Below are 15,527 nucleotides of genomic sequence, written 5' to 3' on the forward strand. Positions count from 1 at the left end.
GGGGGCAGCAGGGTGAACCACTGCTCACCCTCATGCCCCCAAATGTCAGGAGAGGGCGGGGAGGGGAGGGACGGGGAGAGGGCGGGGAGGGGACTGGGTATGGCGCGGCGTCGGCGCCGTACCTGGGAACGACGAAGCCGACCGTCCCGCGAGGGGAGGTCGGCTTCGGTCAGTGCCGGTGGGGCAGGGTCAGCGCTTGACCTTGCCGGCCTTGAGGCACGAGGTGCAGACGTTGAGACGCTTCGGGGTCACACCTGCGTCGCCCACCAGCGCCTTGACGCGCTGGATGTTGGGGTTCCAACGACGCTTGGTGCGGCGGTGCGAGTGCGAGATGTTGTGACCGAAGCTCGGTCCCTTGCCGCAGACGTCGCAGTTGGCAGCCACGGGTGTTCTCCTGAATTCGATGTGACAAGACTTGGATCCCCGCAGTGGTCCGGGCGCGGGCACAGGCCAGCACCAACACGGTCCACGGGAACCGGTCAAGAGTAGCCGAGGAGGGGTGCTGCGACCAAAACGGGTCCGCTGACGTCGGTGGGCACTAGCCTGCCACCGTGCTCGAAGCCCTCTCCGCCGTGGATGCGCGGCGGTGGGCCGTGCTCACCCGGGCGGCGTTCGCCGCGCGCAGGGCGGAGATCGACGCGCTCAACGTCTTCCCCGTGCCCGACGGCGACACCGGCACCAACCTCTACCTCACCCTCGACGCCGCGCTCGACTCCGTCCGGACCGAGCACGAGGCCGCCGGCATCCTCGGCACCGCGACGCTGGAGCAGGAGTGCACGGCGCTCTCGCGCGCGATGCTGCTGACGGCGCGGGGCAACTCGGGCGTCATCCTCAGCCAGCTCGTCCGGGGGTTCGCCGAGGCGATCGCCGACAGCGGCCTGCCAGAGGTGGGTGCCGAGGTCGTCGCCGACGGGCTTGCGCGGGCGAGCCGCCGTGCCTACGCGAGCGTCACCCGGCCCGAGGAGGGCACCATCCTGACGGTGGCGAAGGCTGCCGCCGGCGCCGGTGGGTCCGCCGTGTGCCGGGGCCTGGCCGCCGTGGTGGAGGCGGCCCTCGACGCCGCGACCGACGCGCTGCGTGCGACCACCGAGCAGCTGCCGGCCCTCACCCGGGCCGGCGTGGTCGACGCCGGCGCCGCCGGGTACCTCCTGCTGCTCGAGGCGCTCGCGCGGGTGGTGCACCAGGACGGGGCCCACGTGGGCGAGCGCATGGAGCCGTTTGCCGAGGACCCCTCCATGCGCCGCCGCGAGGGCTGGAGCAGCCACGGTGGGGTCGTCGAGCCCACCGGGCACCACGGCGGGCCACCCGCCAGCCTGGCCGACGGGACCGACGGCGGGCCCGGGTACGAGGTGATGTACCTGCTGCGCGACAGCGACGAGGAGCGCGCAGCCACGCTGCGTACGGTGCTCGACGGGCTGGGGGACTCGCTCCTGGTCGTGGGCGGCCCGGACCTGTGGAACGTCCACGTGCACGTGGACGACGTCGGCGCCGCCATCGAGGCGGGGCTCGACGCCGGCCGCCCCTACCGCGTCCGCGTGACCCACTTCGCCGACCAGGCGTCGCACCGCCAGCCCTCGAGCGGGGTCGGGGTCGTCGCCTGCGCCGCGGGCCCGGGCCTGGCCGCGGTGTTCGAGGAGGCCGGCGCGGTCGTGGTCACCAGCGGGCCCGGTCAGCGCGCCTCGGCCGGCCAGCTGCTCGACGCCATCCGCGCGTGTCACACGCTCTCGGTGATCCTGCTGCCCAACGACCGCGACACCGAGCTCGCGGCCCAGGCCGCGGCCAGCGCCGCCGAGCAGGACGGCCTCGACGTCCACCTCGTGCGCTCGCGGACCGCGGTGCAGGGACTGGCCGCGTTCGCGGTGTTCGACGCCTCGGCAGGGGTCGCCCGCAACGCCGCGGAGATGAGCCACGCCGCGGCCGCCACGCGGCACGGGGCCGTCGCGGTCGCGAGCAAGCAGGCCCTCACCAGTGCCGGGCCCTGCGAGGAGGGGGACGTCCTCGGCGCCGTCGGGGGAGACGTGGTCGTCGTGGGCACCGACCTCGCCGAGGTGGCCCTCGAGGTGGTCGCGCGCCTGCTGTCCAGCGGTGGCGAGCTCGTCACCGTCATCGGCGGCGGGCAGGCGCCCGACGGGCTCGTCGCCGACCTCGGCCAGCGGGTCGAGCGCCACCACCGCGACGTGACCGTCACCCTCATCGACGGCGGCCAGCCGCACTATCCCCTCCTGCTGGGAGTCGAGTAGGCGTGGTCGACGAGGGCACCAAGCTCGACAAGCTCCTGGGGGCGCGCACCGCCGGCACCCTGGCCAAGCACCGCGACCTGCACACCGTGGGCGACCTGCTGGAGTTCTGGCCGCGGCGCTACCTCGAGCACACCTCCGACCTGTCCGACCTGCACGTCGGCAAGTACGTCGTCGCCGTGGCGGAGGTGAAGACAGCCGTCACCCGGCGCATGCAGAAGCGTCGCGGGGAGATGCTCAACGTCACCATCACCGACGGTCGCAACGACGTGGACCTCGCGTTCTTCAAGGCGTGGGGGCACAAGGACGCGCTCGTCCCCGGCGTGCGCGCGGTCTTCGCCGGTGAGGTCGGGATGTACCGCGGCCGCTGGCAGCTGACCCACCCCGCCTACCAGGTCGTCGAGGGCGGCCTCGGCGCTGCGGCGACCGAGCGCGGGCCGATCCCCGTCTACCTCCAGGTGAAGGGGCTGCAGAACTGGTCCGTCGCCGAGTGCGTCCGCATCGTCCTCGACCAGCTCGAGGACGTGCCCGAGCCGGTCCCCGCCACCCTGCGCTCACGACACGGGCTGCCGGGGCGGCTCCAGGCGCTGCGCGGGATCCACGTCCCTGCGGCATACCCCGAGGTGCAGCGGGCCAGGCACCGCCTGCGCTACGAGGAGGCCCTGGTCTTCCAGGTGCTGCTGGCCCGGCAGCGTGCCCGGCGCGCGGCCGACCGCACGACCGGTCGCACGCCGCGGGAGGGTGGGCTGCTCGCGGCGTTCGACGCCCGGCTGCCGTTCGAGCTCACGGCCGGGCAGCGCGAGGTCGGCGAGACGCTCGCCCGGGAGATGGCCCAGGACGTGCCCATGAACCGCCTGCTGCAGGGCGAGGTCGGCTCGGGCAAGACGGTCATCGCGCTGCGGGCCATGCTGGCCGCCGTCGACTCGGGTGGGCAGGCGGCGCTGCTCGCGCCCACCGAGGTCCTCGCGGCCCAGCACCACCGCTCGATCACCACGATGCTCGGCGACCTCGCGGAGAGCGGGATGCTCGGCGGCAGCGCCATCGGCACCCGCGTGGCCCTGCTCACCGGCAGCCAGTCCACCGCGGCCCGCCGCGAGAACCTCCTCGCTGCCGCGAGCGGCGACGCGGGAATCGTGATCGGCACCCATGCCCTCATCCAGGACAAGGTGCAGTTCCAGGACCTCGCCCTGGTCGTCGTCGACGAGCAGCACCGGTTCGGCGTCGAGCAGCGGGATGCGTTGCGCGAGAAGGGATCCCAGCCTCCGCACGTGCTGGTCATGACGGCCACGCCGATCCCGCGCACCGTCACCATGACCGTGTTCGGCGACATGGAGACGTCGACCCTCTCCGAGCTGCCACGGGGCCGCTCGCCGATCACCACCCACGTCGTGCCGGCCGAGCGCGCCGCCTGGGTGCAGCGCACCTGGGAGCGCGTCGCGGAGGAGGTGCGCGCCGGCCGCCAGGCGTACGTCGTGTGCCCCCGGATCGGCGACGACGGCACGGGCTCTGCGGGCAGCGCCGTGTCGGCCGACGACGAGGAGGTCGCCGCCGTGGTGGCCCCCTCCGACGACGACGAGACAGCCCCGGCCGCCGCGCCCAAGGAGCTCGCGAGCGTGTATGCCGTGGAGGCCGTGCTGCGCGACAACCCGGCCCTCGCCGGCCTCACCATCGCCGTCCTGCACGGCCGGATGGCCCCGGAGGACAAGGACGCCGTGATGCTGGCGTTCACCCGCGGCGAGGTCGACGTCCTGGTGTCGACCACGGTCATCGAGGTCGGGGTCGACGTGCCCAACGCCACCGTCATGGTGGTGGTCGACGCCGACCGCTTCGGGGTCTCCCAGCTGCACCAGCTCCGTGGCCGTGTCGGGCGTGGGGAGCACGCAGGGCTCTGCCTGCTCATGACGTCGTCCGACGCCGAGTCGTCGGTGGAGCGGCTCGAGGCGGTCGCCGGCACGAGTGACGGGTTCGAGCTCGCGCGGCTCGACCTCGAGCTGCGGGGGACCGGTGACGTGCTCAGCGGCAGGCAGAGCGGTGGCGGCCGGTCGGGTCGCGCGATGGGCCGGGGCAGCTTCCGGTTCCTGTCGCTCGTGCGCGACGAGGAGGTCATCCTGCAGGCGCGTGACGACGCGGCCGCCCTGGTGGCCGCAGACCCCGAGCTCACCGAGCACCCGGTGCTCGCGGCCGCGGTGGACGAGCGCGTGGACGAGGAGCAGGCCGCCTTCCTCGAGCGCGGCTGACACCGTCACGGCGCCGAGGTTGCCGACCGGCCTGCGCGGGCCGGAAAACGTGGCGACCGGCCGCCGCCGCGGTCCTAGGGTGGGCCGCATGCTGCTCGCCCATGACGACCAGGGGACGGGTCCCGCCGTCCTGCTGCTGCACTCCGGTGTCACCGACCGCCGCATGTGGGACGCGCTCGTGCCCGCCCTGAGCCACAGCTTCCGGGTGGTGCGGCCCGACTTCCGCGGCTACGGCGACTCGCCGCTGCCGTCGGGGGAGTACGCCGACGCCGACGACCTCGACGAGCTACTGGACCACCTCGGCATCGCCGACGCGGCCGTGGTCGGGTCGTCGTTCGGCGGCCGGGTGGCTCTCGAGCTCGCCACGCTCCACCCCGGTCGGGTGTCGTCGCTGGTCCTGCTGTGCTCCGCGCTGCGCGGAGTCGAGCCCACCCCGGACGCTGCGGCGTACGGCGAGGAGGAGGACCGCCTGCTCGAGGGCGGCGACGTCGACGGGGCGGTCGCGCTCAACGTCCGCACCTGGCTGGGCCCGGACGCCGACGACGCGACCCGCGACCGGGTGGCGCAGATGCAGCGGCACGCGTTCGAGGTGCAGCTCGAGGCCGACGCGCGTGAGCCGGGCCCGCAGCCGCGGCGGGTCGAGGTCGACCTGTCGGGCATCGCGGTGCCGACCCTGGTGGTCTCGGGGGCCAAGGACCTCGAGCTCTTCCGTCAGACCGCCGCCGTGATCGCGCAGGAGGTCGCGGGGGCCGAGGCGGTCGAGCTCGGCTGGGCCGGCCACCTCCCGTCGTTGGAGCGGCCGGACGCCGTGCTCGCGCTGCTGCTCGACGTCCTGCGCGACGACCCCGCCGTGCACCAGCCCTGACCCCACTCGCACGGGTGCCGGCCGCGCCCGGGACGCGCACCGTCCAGCCCCTCCGCGCTGCTACGTTGCCGCGGTGACGCGGATCATCAGTGGACGAGCCGGCGGGCTGCGGCTGGCGACACCGCCGGGTGCGGGCACGCGCCCGACCAGCGACCGCGTCCGCGAGGCCCTGTTCTCGCGGCTCGAGCACCTCGAGGTGCTTGCCGGCGTCCGGGTGCTCGACCTCTACGCCGGTTCCGGCGCCCTGGGGCTCGAGGCGCTCAGCCGTGGCGCCACAGACGTCCTGCTCGTCGAGGCCGACCAGGCAGCGGCGAAGGTGACCGAGGCGAACGTCCGCGCCCTCGACCTGCCCGGGGCCGTCGTCCGCCGTGCTCCGGTCGCCAAGGTGCTCGCCACGGCCCCGGCGGCGCCGTACGGGCTGGTGTTCAGCGACCCTCCCTACGCGCTGTCGGAGGACGACCTCGCCGGTGACCTCGCACTGCTCGCCGAGCACCGTTGGCTGACCCCGGACGCGCTCGTGGTCGTGGAGCGGTCGTCGCGCTCGCCGGAGCCGCGCTGGCCGGCGGCGTGGGAGTGCGAGGGGGAGCGGCGTTACGGCGAGACGCGCATCTGGTTCGCTGGGCCGCAGGTCCCGGAGGAGACGGCCTGACGGGCCGACGGCCTTGACCGTCGCCGCAGGAGTCGCTCTGGACGTGCGAGGGCCCGGACCACCGTGGTGGTCCGGGCCCTCGCCGTGCGGTGCCCGCGGGCAGACCCTCGTCCGGGTCTCCACACGGGCCGCGGTCGTCAGGTCGTCGGCGCCGCCGACGGGATGATGCTGAACTGCACCGCCCCTGCCTGGTCCACGCTGGCGTCGAGCACCTGGTCGCTGAGGGCGACGGCGGCGGTCTCGTCGAGGAAGACCTTCGCGCCGTCGTGCTCGACGACGGCGTCTCCCGGCTGGGCCTCCCCGGCCGTGGCGACGGTGAGGGCACCCGCGGACGGGTCCTCCTGGCTGAAGCGCAGACCGGCGTCGTCACCGGGCTCGGTCTGGTCGACCAGGGTCTTGACGATCGTGCTGGCGTTCTCGGTGAGGGTGAGCATTGCTCTCTCTTCCCTAGAGGTCAGGACCCCTCCACCGTCACGCAGCCTGCCGGGACGACGCAAACCGGGCGTCCGGTGGGTGGGACCTGGTCGCGCGCCGCCCCCGGAAGTGTGCAGACACCGCAGGTGAGAGAGGGTGTCGCCATGACGGACTACGAGATCCCCCGCCCCACCTCCGGTGACGTCGTCGAGCTCATCCTCGAGGACCACCGCCTGTTCGAGTCCCTCCTGCGCGACCTGCGCGACGCCACCGCCGACCGCGAGGCCGCCCGCGCAGCGCTGTCCGCCGTGCTCATCGCCCACGGCGAGGCCGAGGAGTCGAAGGTCTACCCGAACCTCGAGCGCAAGGACGCCATCACCGAGCACGAGGCCGAGCACGGCGAGGAGGAGCACGCCGAGGGCAACGAGGCCCTGCTCGCGCTGCTGGAGTGCAAGGGGACCGACACCCAGAAGTTCGACGACGCCGTCGAGGACCTGGCGACGGCGCTCAACCACCACATCGGCGAGGAGGAGCAGACCATCCTCAACCCCGCCCGCACCGACGTCTCGGACGAGGTCCGCGCCGACCTCGGCGAGAAGTGGGCGACCGAGCGCAACCGTCTCCTCGACGCGGATGCCGGCTCGATCGACAACGTCCGCTCCATCGTCGCCAAGGCCCACAAGGAGGGCCTGCTGCCGGCTGACGACGACGAGTGACCCCGGCCTGACCTCGCCGTGAGGTCGCGCGCGAGGTCAGGCCTGAGGTGAGGGAGCCGGGGCTGCGCCGCTGCTAGCGTGCCGCTGTGACCAGACGGTGTGTGTGCCCCGGCTCCTACGACCCGGTGACGCTCGGTCACGTCGACGCCATCCGGCGCGCGGCCTCGCTCTTCGACGAGGTGGTCGTGGCCGTCCTGCACAACCCGGCCAAGCAGGGGGTCTTCACCCCTGACGAGCGCCGGGCGCTCATCGAGGACGCGCTCGGTGACCTGCCCGGGGTGAGCGTCGAGGTGTTCGGCGGCCGGCTGCTCGTCGACGTCTGCCGGGAGGTCGGGGCCGACGTGGTCGTCAAGGGCCTGCGCAGCGACACCGACTTCGCCTACGAGCTCCCCATGGCCCTGATGAACCGGCACCTCACCGGTGTCGAGACGGTGTTCCTGCCTGGTGAGCCCAGCCTCGCCCACGTGTCGAGCTCGCTGGTCAAGGAGGTGGCCCGGTACGGCGGTGACGTCAGCGGCCTGGTCACCGACCGGGTGCGCGACGAGCTGGCCGCCCGCCTCACCCCGCGCTGACCGGCACCGACGCCGTACCCCGCGCATTTGGGGAGTGCGCCGCGCTCCGGTAACCTCGTGCGTCGGTCTACGTCCTCGCCCGAGGTACGGACCGAACCACTCGACTGCGCTGGAGCCATGGAACACCTCAACCCCCGATCGCCGCTGGTCTTCGACACCACGGACCTCGGTCGGCGACCCGGTTCCATGGTGCGGGTCCAGCGCACGGTCGAGGCACCTGCCGACTTCGGCACGGAGGTCATCGCGGTGCCGCAGGGCGCCCCGATGGAGATCGAGCTGCGGCTCGAGTCCGTGGTCGAGGGCGTGCTGGTCACCGGTTCGGTCCACGCCACGGCAACCGGCGCCTGCGTGCGGTGCCTGGACCCGGTCACCCACGAGGTGGACGGGCACTTCCAGGAGCTGTTCGCCTACGCCGACCGTGCCGCCCACCACCGCGAGGTGGGGGCGGACGACGACGAGACCGAGGAGCACACCCTCGAGGGCGACCTGTTCGACCTCGAGCCCGTGCTCCTGGACACGGTGGTGCCAGCACTGCCGTTCCAGCCGGTGTGCCGGGAGGACTGTCCGGGTCTGTGCTCCGAGTGCGGAGCGCGCCTGGCCGACGATCCCGACCACCAGCACGACGTGATCGACCCCCGGTGGTCCGCGCTCTCCGCGCTGTCCGCCGACGCCAGCACCACCACCCCGAGCACCATCGAAGAGAAGAGGAACTGACGTGGCTGTCCCGAAGCGGAAGACGTCGCGCTCCAACACCCGTTCGCGTCGCGCGAACTGGAAGACGACGGCGACCACGCTCACCACGTGCCCCCAGTGCAAGGCCCCGACGCAGCCGCACCTCGCGTGCCCGTCGTGCGGCACCTACAAGGGCCGTCACTACACGACCGCCGAGCGCACCGAGCACCAGGGCTGACCGGTCTGACCACCGCGTGAGCTCCACTCCGACTCCTACCGGGGGCAGCGCGACGCAGCGGCCCGTCGACGAGTTCCTGCAGCACCTCACCGAGGTGGTGCAGGCGCCGATCGACGAGCCGCTGCTCCAGCGTGCCCTGACCCACCGCTCGTACGCGTACGAGAACGGTGGGCTGCCCAACAACGAGCGCCTCGAGTTCCTCGGCGACTCGGTGCTGGGCCTCGTCGTCACCGACACCCTCTACGCCACGCACCCCGACCTGCCCGAGGGCCAGCTGGCCAAGCTGCGGGCTGCGGTCGTCAACATGCGCGCGCTCGCCGAGGTGGCCCGCACCATCGGGCTGGGCGACCAGGTCATGCTCGGCCGGGGCGAGGAGAGCACCGGCGGCCGCGACAAGGCCTCGATCCTCGCCGACACGATGGAGGCGGTCATCGGCACCGTCTACCTCTCGGCCGGCATGGAGGCCGCGGCGACGTTCGTGCACCACCTGCTCGACCCGCTGATGGCCCAGAGCGCCACCCTCGGCGCCGGCCTGGACTGGAAGACGAGCCTGCAGGAGCTGTCCGCGGCCACGTCCTCCGGCGTCCCCGAGTACCAGGTGGACGAGGAGGGCCCGGACCACGAGAAGACGTTCCACGCGCGAGCGGTCGTGGGCGACGAGGTCCTCGGCACCGGCACCGGCCGCTCCAAGAAGGAAGCAGAGCAGAAGGCCGCCGAGCTGGCCTGGCGCGCCCTCACGGCCCGCGCCGCCAGGCTCACCCCGCAGGAGGACGGGGCCGGTACGGCGAGTGCCTGAGCTGCCTGAGGTCGAGGTCGTCCGCCGCGGCCTCGCCGACCACGTCGTCGGGCGCACCATCGAGCGCGCCGAGTTCTTCGGCACCCGGGTCGCGCGACGCCACCTGCCCGGGCCGCAGGACCTCGCCGACCGCCTCGCCGGCAACCACGTCGAGGACGCCCGTCGCCGCGGCAAGTACCTCTGGCTGGTCCTGTCGGCGGCCGACGGCTCCCGCCAGGGGCTCGTGACCCACCTCGGCATGAGCGGGCAGCTCCTCGTCGAGCAGGCGGACGCCCCGCGGGAGAAGCACCTGCACGCGGTGGTGGACTTCGCCGACGACGGGCCGCAGCTGAGGTTCGTCGACCAGCGCACGTTCGGCGGCATGGCCCTGGCCGAGCTGACGCCCGACGACGTCCCCGAGCCGGTGGCCCACATCGCCCCGGACCCGCTCGAGGGCGGCTACGACCAGGCTGCCGTCGTCCGCCGGATGAAGGCCAAGGACGTCGCCGTCAAGCGGGCTCTGCTCGACCAGACGCTGGTCTCGGGCGTCGGCAACATCTACGCCGACGAGGCCCTGTGGCGGGCACAGGTCCACGGCGGCCGGTTGTGCTCCGCCCTGACCCGGCCGACGCTGGCCCGGGTGCTGGACCACGCCCGGGAGGTGATGCTCGAGGCACTGGGGCAGGGCGGCACGAGCTTCGACGCCCTCTACGTCAACGTCAATGGCGCCTCCGGCTACTTCGACCGCTCGCTGCACGCCTACGGGCAGGAGGGGCGTCCCTGCGACCGGTGCGGCACCCCCATCCGCCGCGAGGCGTTCATGAACCGGTCGTCGTACTCGTGCCCGCGCTGCCAGCCCCGCCCGCGGGCCCGTCGCGGCTGACAGCGGCCCCTCCGCGGTTGTACAACAGGAGGGAGAGGGTGGTGCAGATGGATCGAGAAGGACCAGCCAGGGCGGTCGTGTGGGTGCACGGCCGGGTCCAGGGCGTCGGTTTCCGCTGGTGGGTGCGCGCCCGGGCCCTTGAGCGCGGCCTCGTCGGCCACGCCCGCAACGCCACCGACGGCCGCGTGGAGATCGTGGCCCAGGGCGACCCCGACCAGCTGCGCGATTTCGTGGAGCTGCTGGAGGAGAAGCCGAGCCAGCACCTGCGGCCCGGCGACGTCGAGGTCTGCGTCACGGCCTGGGGTGCGCCGCGTGACGGCGTGACGGGGTTCGTGGAGAAGTAGGCGCCGGACCACAGCAGTGACGAGGTGCGTCCATTGACCCGGCGTGGGCTGGATGTCACCCTGAGAGACGGCCCCCTACCGGCATCTCGACGACATCTCACGACCGAGAGTCGTCCCCGAGGAGACATCATGGCCAAGGCCCTCGTCGGCTACCGCGTCGCCTACGACCAGCGACTCATGCACGAAGCCCTGGAGCTGCGCCGCCGCGTCGCCGACCTGGAGCACCTGGTCGACCGCCTCCAACGGGACAACGACCAGCTGCGCGAGGACCTCAGGGAGGACCTGCCCGAGGAGCTCGCGGAGGATCTGAGACGGCCGGACGTCGTCGGCGCGGGCGCGCCTACGATTGCCGGGTGACCCAGCCCGCACAGCCCTTCGCCCAGGAGCCCGGTCCGACCCCACTCACCCGTCCCACCCCGTCGGCCACCCCGTCCGACACCGCGACGGCCGACCTGCAGCGCCTGCGCGCGAGCATCGACAACATCGACGCCGCCCTCATCCACCTGCTCGCCGAGCGCTTCAAGTGCACCCAGCGGGTGGGGGAGCTCAAGGCGCGGGAGGGTATGCCGCCTGCGGACCCGGCGCGCGAGGAGGTCCAGGTCGCGAGGCTGCGTGAGCTCGCCGACGCCGCGGGGCTCGACCCGACGTTCGCGGAGAAGTTCCTCAACTTCGTCATCGCGGAGGTCATCCACCACCACGAGGCCATCGCCCGCGACTGAGGCGGAGCCGACGCGGGGCTCGTCGGTGCTCCTCGATGGCGTTCACCGGCACTGCCGTCACACCAGCCACACCTGTCCCTGATCGCCGGGCCGACCCGGCGTGGCGGCCCGCGCGCACCCCGGGGCGCCACGGGCGCGCCGGTACAGTGAGCGCGATCCGGACCACCCGACGAGAGACGACCTCCAAGGCATGTACGTCAAGAGCCTGACCCTGAAGGGCTTCAAGTCCTTCGCCTCGGCGACCACGATGCGCCTCGAGCCCGGCATCACCTGCATCGTCGGCCCCAACGGCTCCGGCAAGTCCAACGTCGTCGACGCGCTCGCCTGGGTCATGGGGGAGCAGGGCGCCAAGAGCCTGCGCGGCGGCAAGATGGAGGACGTCATCTTCGCCGGCACCGCCGGCCGCGCGCCGCTCGGTCGCGCCGAGGTGGCCCTGACCATCGACAACTCCGACGGTGCGCTGCCGATCGACTACACCGAGGTCACGATCGCGCGGACGATGTTCCGCAACGGTGGCTCCGAGTACGCCATCAACGGCACCTCCTGCCGCCTGCTCGACGTGCAGGAACTGCTCTCGGACTCCGGCATCGGCCGCGAGATGCACGTCATCGTCGGACAGGGCCAGCTCGACGCCGTGCTGCGCGCGACGCCCGAGGAGCGCCGGGGCTTCATCGAGGAGGCCGCCGGGGTCCTCAAGCACCGCAAGCGCAAGGAGAAGGCGCTGCGCAAGCTGGAGTCGATGGAGGCCAACCTCACCCGGGTCAACGACCTCACCGGCGAGATCCGCCGCCAGCTCGGCCCGCTCGGCCGCCAGGCCGAGGCAGCCCGCAGGGCCGCCGTCATCCAGGCCGACGCCCGCGACGCGCGCCTGCGCCTGCTCGCCGACGACCTCGTCCAGCTCACCTCCACCCTCGAGCAGGAGGTCGCCGACGAGTCGGCCCTCATCGCGAAGCGCACCGAGGTCGAGGAGGGGCTGACCACGCTGCGCAGCCGCCTCGCCACCCTCGAGCAGCAGGCGCAGGACGCCGCGCCCGAGCTCACCCGCGCGCAGGAGCGCTGGTTCAGCCTCCAGCAGCTGCGCGACAAGCTGTCCTCCACCGAGTCGCTCGCCGCCGAGCGCGTCCGGCTGCTGAGCCAGGACAGCCAGGACGAGCAGACCACCGGCCGCGACCCCGAGGAGCTCAAGGCGCAGGCCGCCGAGGCTCGACGCCAGGAGGAGTCGCTGCTCGCCGAGGTGCGCGAGGCCTCCGCCCGGCTGGAGGCCGCCGTCGCCGCCCGCACCGAGGCTGAGCAGGCGTATGCCGCGGAGCAGCAGCGCCTCCAGCGCCTCGTGCGCGCCGCGGCCGACCGCCGCGAGGGGCTGGCGAAGCTCGCCGGCCAGGTCGGTGCCCGCCGCAGCCGCATCGAGGCCGGCGAGGCCGAGATCGGCCGCCTGCGGGGCATCGTCGCCCAGTCGCTCGAGCGCGCCGCCGCGGCGGAGCAGGAGTTCACCAGGCTCGAGGCGTCCGTGGCCGTCGACGAGGAGGGCGAGGAGGGCCTCGACAGCGCCTACGAGAAGGCCGCGGCCGTCCTCGAGCAGGCCGAGGCCGAGGTCGAGAAGCACCGCGAGGCCGAGCGATCCGCCGAGCGCGACCGCACCGCCTCCGCCGCCCGGCTCGAGGCGCTCGAGCTCAGCCTGTCTCGCAAGGACGGAGCGGCGACGCTCCTCGCGGCCGCCGACACGCGGCACGGCATCGTCGGCTCGGTCGCCTCGCTGCTGCAGGTCCAGGGCGGTCACGAGGCCGCCATCGCCGCGGCCCTGGGCTGGGCCGGGGACGCGCTCGCGGTGGAGTCCGTCGACCACGCCGCCAGCGCCCTGGTGACGCTGCGCGAGGACGACGCCGGCCGAGCCGCGTTCCTCGTGGGCCAGACCGCGAGCTCGAGCGACCCCGCCGGCTGGCCGCAGCTCGAGGGCTCGGCGGTCTGGGCGCGCGAGGTCGTGCAGGCTCCGGCCACGGTGCGGCCTGCGGTCGAGCAGCTGCTCGACCGCGTCGCCCTGGTGTCCGACCCGGCGCTCGCCGCAGCCCTCGTCGCCCGCGGCGAGGGCATCACCGCCGTCACGGCCGACGGAGACGTCTTCGCCCCCGGGTTCGTGCGCGGTGGCAGCAGCCACGCCCCCAGCCTCATCGAGATCCAGTCCGCGGTCGACGAGACCCGCGACCGCGTCGCCGACGCCACCCGCCGGGGCGAGCAGGCGCGGTTCGCGCTCACCAGCGCGCAGGAGCGCCACCGGGCTGCGACCGAGGAGGTCGAGGCCGCGCTCGAGGCGCTGCACGACTCCGACGCGAAGATGGCAGCGGTCGCCGAGCGGCTCGGGCACCTCGGTGCCACGGTCCGGGCGGCCAAGGCCGAGTCCGAGCGCACGGAGCGCAGCATCGCCGACGCCACGACGGCGCTGGAGGCCGACCGGGCCGAGCTGGCCGCGCTGACCGAGCGCCTCGACGAGGCGAGCGCCGAGCCCACCGAGGCCCAGGACCCGAGCACCGACGAGCGCGACCGCCTCGAGGCCGAGGCCAGCCGCGGCCGGGCGACCGAGACCGAGCTGCGGCTCACGCTGCGTACGAAGGAGGAGCGCGCCCGCGCCCTCAAGGGCCGCGCCGACTCCCTCGAGGGTGCCGCGCGCAACGAGCTGGCCGCACGGCAGCGGCTCGCCGCACGCCAGGAGCGCCGCAAGCGCGAGGCCGCGGTGGCCGAGGCGGTCCGTCGAGGGGCTGCCTACGCGGTCTCGCTCGTGGCGGGGACGCTCGACACCGCCGCCAAGCAGCGGGCGGCGGCGGAGACCGCGCGGACCGAGCGCGACCAGGCGCTGGCGCAGGTCCGGCGCGAGGTCAGCACCCTGCAGGACGAGCTGCGCGAGCTCACCGACACCGTCCACCGCGACGAGGTCGCCCGCACCCAGCAGCGGCTGCGCATCGAGGCCATGCAGGCCAAGGCCGTCGAGGAGCTGGGTATGGACCCGGCCGTCCTCATGGAGGACTACGGCCCGCACCAGCTCGTGCCCCACATCGCAGGCCCGGACGAGGACCCGGACGCCCAGCCGGAGCCGGCGCCGTTTGTGCGCGACGTGCAGGAGAAGCGGCTGCGCAAGGCCGAGCGCGCGCTGAACGCCCTCGGCCGGGTCAACCCGCTGGCGCTGGAGGAGTTCGCGGCGCTGGAGGAGCGGCACAAGTTCCTCACCGAGCAGCTCGAGGACCTCAAGAAGTCCAAGCGCGACCTGCTCGACATCGTCCGCGAGGTCGACGAGCGGGTCGAGCGCGTCTTCACCGAGGCCTACCACGACACGGCGGCCCAGTTCGAGCAGGTCTTCGGCCGGCTCTTCCCCGGTGGCGAGGGGCGGCTCACCCTCACCGACCCGGCCAACATGCTCACCACCGGCATCGAGGTCGAGGCCCGCCCGCCCGGCAAGAAGATCAAGCGGCTCTCGCTCCTGTCCGGCGGCGAGCGGTCGCTGGTGGCCGTGGCGCTGCTGGTCTCGATCTTCAAGGCGCGCCCCAGCCCCTTCTACATCATGGACGAGGTCGAGGCGGCGCTCGACGACGCCAACCTCGGCCGCCTCATCACCCTGTTCGAGGAGCTGCGCGACTCCAGCCAGCTCATCGTCATCACGCACCAGAAGCGCACCATGGAGGTGGCCGACGCGCTGTACGGCGTCTCCATGCGCGGCGACGGCGTCACCACCGTGGTCTCCCAGCGCATTCGCGACGTCGCTGCGCAGAGCGCCTGAGCCCGGCGCACCGGGACGTCCGACCCGGCGCAGCGGGTGTCCACGAGCGGGGTGTCGATTTGGCCAGCCGTGCTCGGCAGGGCACCCTAGACCCATGGTTGCGCTGATCATCGGAATGGTGCTGTGCGTCGGGCTGGCGGTCGCCGTCGTCGCCGTCGTCGCCGTCCCGGCACGTCGGGAGGGCCGCGTGCTGCTCAGCCCCCAGGGCGAGGAGATCGTGGCGTCGGTCAAGGAGAAGACCGAGGCCACCCTCGAGGCCACCGTGGAGAAGACGAACGACGTCATCAGCGCCACCCGCGACAAGGTGGGCGAGACCGTGCAGCGCGACAGTGCGGAGGACGCAGGCCGGCACCGCGCCGGCTGACCCCACGCACGTCAGGGGGCGTTCACTGAACCCCCAACTGAACGCCCCGTGACAAGTGTCATGGGGCGTCCTCATCTGT

At 73.4% G+C, this 15,527-nt stretch carries 17 protein-coding genes; 15 read left to right on the forward strand and 2 right to left on the reverse strand.

The genetic code is table 11. The features are described 5' to 3' along the window. Positions 1-189 precede the first annotated feature (189 nt). Positions 190-384, reverse strand: a complete 195-nt coding sequence (rpmB, locus tag ASG70_RS09685) for a 50S ribosomal protein L28 (RefSeq protein ID WP_055814433.1) — start codon at positions 382-384, stop codon at positions 190-192. Between the two features lie 167 nt (positions 385-551). On the opposite strand from rpmB, the gene ASG70_RS09690 reads away from it, so the two are divergent. The 4 genes from ASG70_RS09690 to rsmD all read left to right on the forward strand — a co-directional run bounded on the left by ASG70_RS09690 (position 552) and on the right by rsmD (position 5,988). Then, complete coding sequence (locus ASG70_RS09690) at positions 552-2,240, forward strand: DAK2 domain-containing protein (protein ID WP_056883613.1); 1,689 nt, start codon at positions 552-554, stop codon at positions 2,238-2,240. Positions 2,241-2,242: 2 nt separating this feature from the next. Then, a complete protein-coding gene (locus ASG70_RS09695; protein WP_056883614.1) occupies positions 2,243-4,474 on the forward strand; it encodes an ATP-dependent DNA helicase RecG in 2,232 nt (743 codons plus the stop codon). A gap of 88 nt (positions 4,475-4,562) precedes the next feature. After that, positions 4,563-5,339 (forward strand): alpha/beta fold hydrolase, encoded by a 777-nt coding sequence (locus ASG70_RS09700; RefSeq protein ID WP_056883615.1) that lies wholly within the window; start codon positions 4,563-4,565, stop codon positions 5,337-5,339. A 73-nt stretch (positions 5,340-5,412) separates the two neighbouring features. Further along, entirely contained in the window at positions 5,413-5,988 is a 576-nt protein-coding gene (gene rsmD, locus ASG70_RS09705) for a 16S rRNA (guanine(966)-N(2))-methyltransferase RsmD (protein ID WP_056883616.1), read from the forward strand. 137 nt (positions 5,989-6,125) lie between these two features. Here the strand turns inward: rsmD and ASG70_RS09710 are convergent, their stop codons facing one another. Continuing rightward, on the reverse strand, positions 6,126-6,422 hold the full coding sequence (locus tag ASG70_RS09710) for a hypothetical protein (RefSeq protein WP_056883617.1): 297 nt from the start codon (positions 6,420-6,422) through the stop codon (positions 6,126-6,128). A gap of 144 nt (positions 6,423-6,566) precedes the next feature. Here ASG70_RS09710 and ASG70_RS09715 point away from each other — a divergent pair, with 144 nt between their 5' ends. The 11 genes from ASG70_RS09715 (at position 6,567) to ASG70_RS09765 (ending at position 15,448) form a co-directional block, all read left to right on the forward strand. Then, positions 6,567-7,118, forward strand: coding sequence for a hemerythrin domain-containing protein (locus ASG70_RS09715; RefSeq protein ID WP_056883618.1), 552 nt, complete (start codon positions 6,567-6,569; stop codon positions 7,116-7,118). 86 nt (positions 7,119-7,204) lie between these two features. After that, positions 7,205-7,690: a pantetheine-phosphate adenylyltransferase gene (coaD, locus tag ASG70_RS09720; RefSeq protein ID WP_056883619.1), complete on the forward strand. Its 486-nt coding sequence runs from the start codon at positions 7,205-7,207 to the stop codon at positions 7,688-7,690. 117 nt (positions 7,691-7,807) lie between these two features. After that, the gene (locus tag ASG70_RS09725; RefSeq protein ID WP_056883620.1) at positions 7,808-8,404 is read left to right on the forward strand and encodes a DUF177 domain-containing protein; all 597 of its coding nucleotides are present in this window, start codon (positions 7,808-7,810) and stop codon (positions 8,402-8,404) included. Position 8,405: 1 nt separating this feature from the next. After that, positions 8,406-8,600 (forward strand): 50S ribosomal protein L32, encoded by a 195-nt coding sequence (rpmF, locus tag ASG70_RS09730; RefSeq protein ID WP_056883621.1) that lies wholly within the window; start codon positions 8,406-8,408, stop codon positions 8,598-8,600. Between the two features lie 76 nt (positions 8,601-8,676). Further along, positions 8,677-9,396 carry a ribonuclease III gene (gene rnc / locus ASG70_RS09735; protein ID WP_200949264.1) on the forward strand — a complete coding sequence of 240 codons (720 nt, stop codon included), beginning with the start codon at positions 8,677-8,679 and terminating at the stop codon, positions 9,394-9,396. Continuing rightward, positions 9,389-10,258, forward strand: coding sequence for a bifunctional DNA-formamidopyrimidine glycosylase/DNA-(apurinic or apyrimidinic site) lyase (mutM, locus tag ASG70_RS09740; RefSeq protein WP_056883623.1), 870 nt, complete (start codon positions 9,389-9,391; stop codon positions 10,256-10,258). The genes rnc and mutM overlap by 8 nt, the downstream gene beginning before the upstream one ends. Before the next feature lie 47 nt (positions 10,259-10,305). Further along, a complete protein-coding gene (locus tag ASG70_RS09745) occupies positions 10,306-10,602 on the forward strand; it encodes an acylphosphatase (RefSeq protein ID WP_056884116.1) in 297 nt (98 codons plus the stop codon). A 129-nt stretch (positions 10,603-10,731) separates the two neighbouring features. Then, positions 10,732-10,959: a hypothetical protein gene (locus ASG70_RS09750; RefSeq protein ID WP_056883624.1), complete on the forward strand. Its 228-nt coding sequence runs from the start codon at positions 10,732-10,734 to the stop codon at positions 10,957-10,959. Then, positions 10,956-11,321: a chorismate mutase gene (locus tag ASG70_RS09755; protein ID WP_082590426.1), complete on the forward strand. Its 366-nt coding sequence runs from the start codon at positions 10,956-10,958 to the stop codon at positions 11,319-11,321. The genes ASG70_RS09750 and ASG70_RS09755 overlap by 4 nt, the downstream gene beginning before the upstream one ends. A 190-nt stretch (positions 11,322-11,511) precedes the next feature. Next, entirely contained in the window at positions 11,512-15,084 is a 3,573-nt protein-coding gene (smc, locus tag ASG70_RS09760) for a chromosome segregation protein SMC (RefSeq protein ID WP_056883625.1), read from the forward strand. 94 nt (positions 15,085-15,178) lie between these two features. Further along, positions 15,179-15,448, forward strand: coding sequence for a hypothetical protein (locus ASG70_RS09765; protein ID WP_056883626.1), 270 nt, complete (start codon positions 15,179-15,181; stop codon positions 15,446-15,448). Positions 15,449-15,527: the final 79 nt, after the last annotated feature.

It is taken from the genome of Phycicoccus sp. Soil748 (assembly GCF_001428025.1).
Taxonomy (GTDB): domain Bacteria; phylum Actinomycetota; class Actinomycetes; order Actinomycetales; family Dermatophilaceae; genus Pedococcus.

Coding starts and splice junctions, on each gene's coding strand:
- ASG70_RS09750 (WP_056883624.1), top strand. CDS start 10,732: ATGGCCAAGGCCCTCGTCGGCTACCGCGTCGCCTACGACCAGCGACTC.
- ASG70_RS09700 (WP_056883615.1), top strand. CDS start 4,563: ATGCTGCTCGCCCATGACGACCAGGGGACGGGTCCCGCCGTCCTGCTG.
- ASG70_RS09715 (WP_056883618.1), top strand. CDS start 6,567: ATGACGGACTACGAGATCCCCCGCCCCACCTCCGGTGACGTCGTCGAG.
- smc (WP_056883625.1), top strand. CDS start 11,512: ATGTACGTCAAGAGCCTGACCCTGAAGGGCTTCAAGTCCTTCGCCTCG.
- ASG70_RS09765 (WP_056883626.1), top strand. CDS start 15,179: ATGGTTGCGCTGATCATCGGAATGGTGCTGTGCGTCGGGCTGGCGGTC.
- ASG70_RS09725 (WP_056883620.1), top strand. CDS start 7,808: ATGGAACACCTCAACCCCCGATCGCCGCTGGTCTTCGACACCACGGAC.
- ASG70_RS09710 (WP_056883617.1), bottom strand. CDS start 6,422: ATGCTCACCCTCACCGAGAACGCCAGCACGATCGTCAAGACCCTGGTC.
- ASG70_RS09745 (WP_056884116.1), top strand. CDS start 10,306: ATGGATCGAGAAGGACCAGCCAGGGCGGTCGTGTGGGTGCACGGCCGG.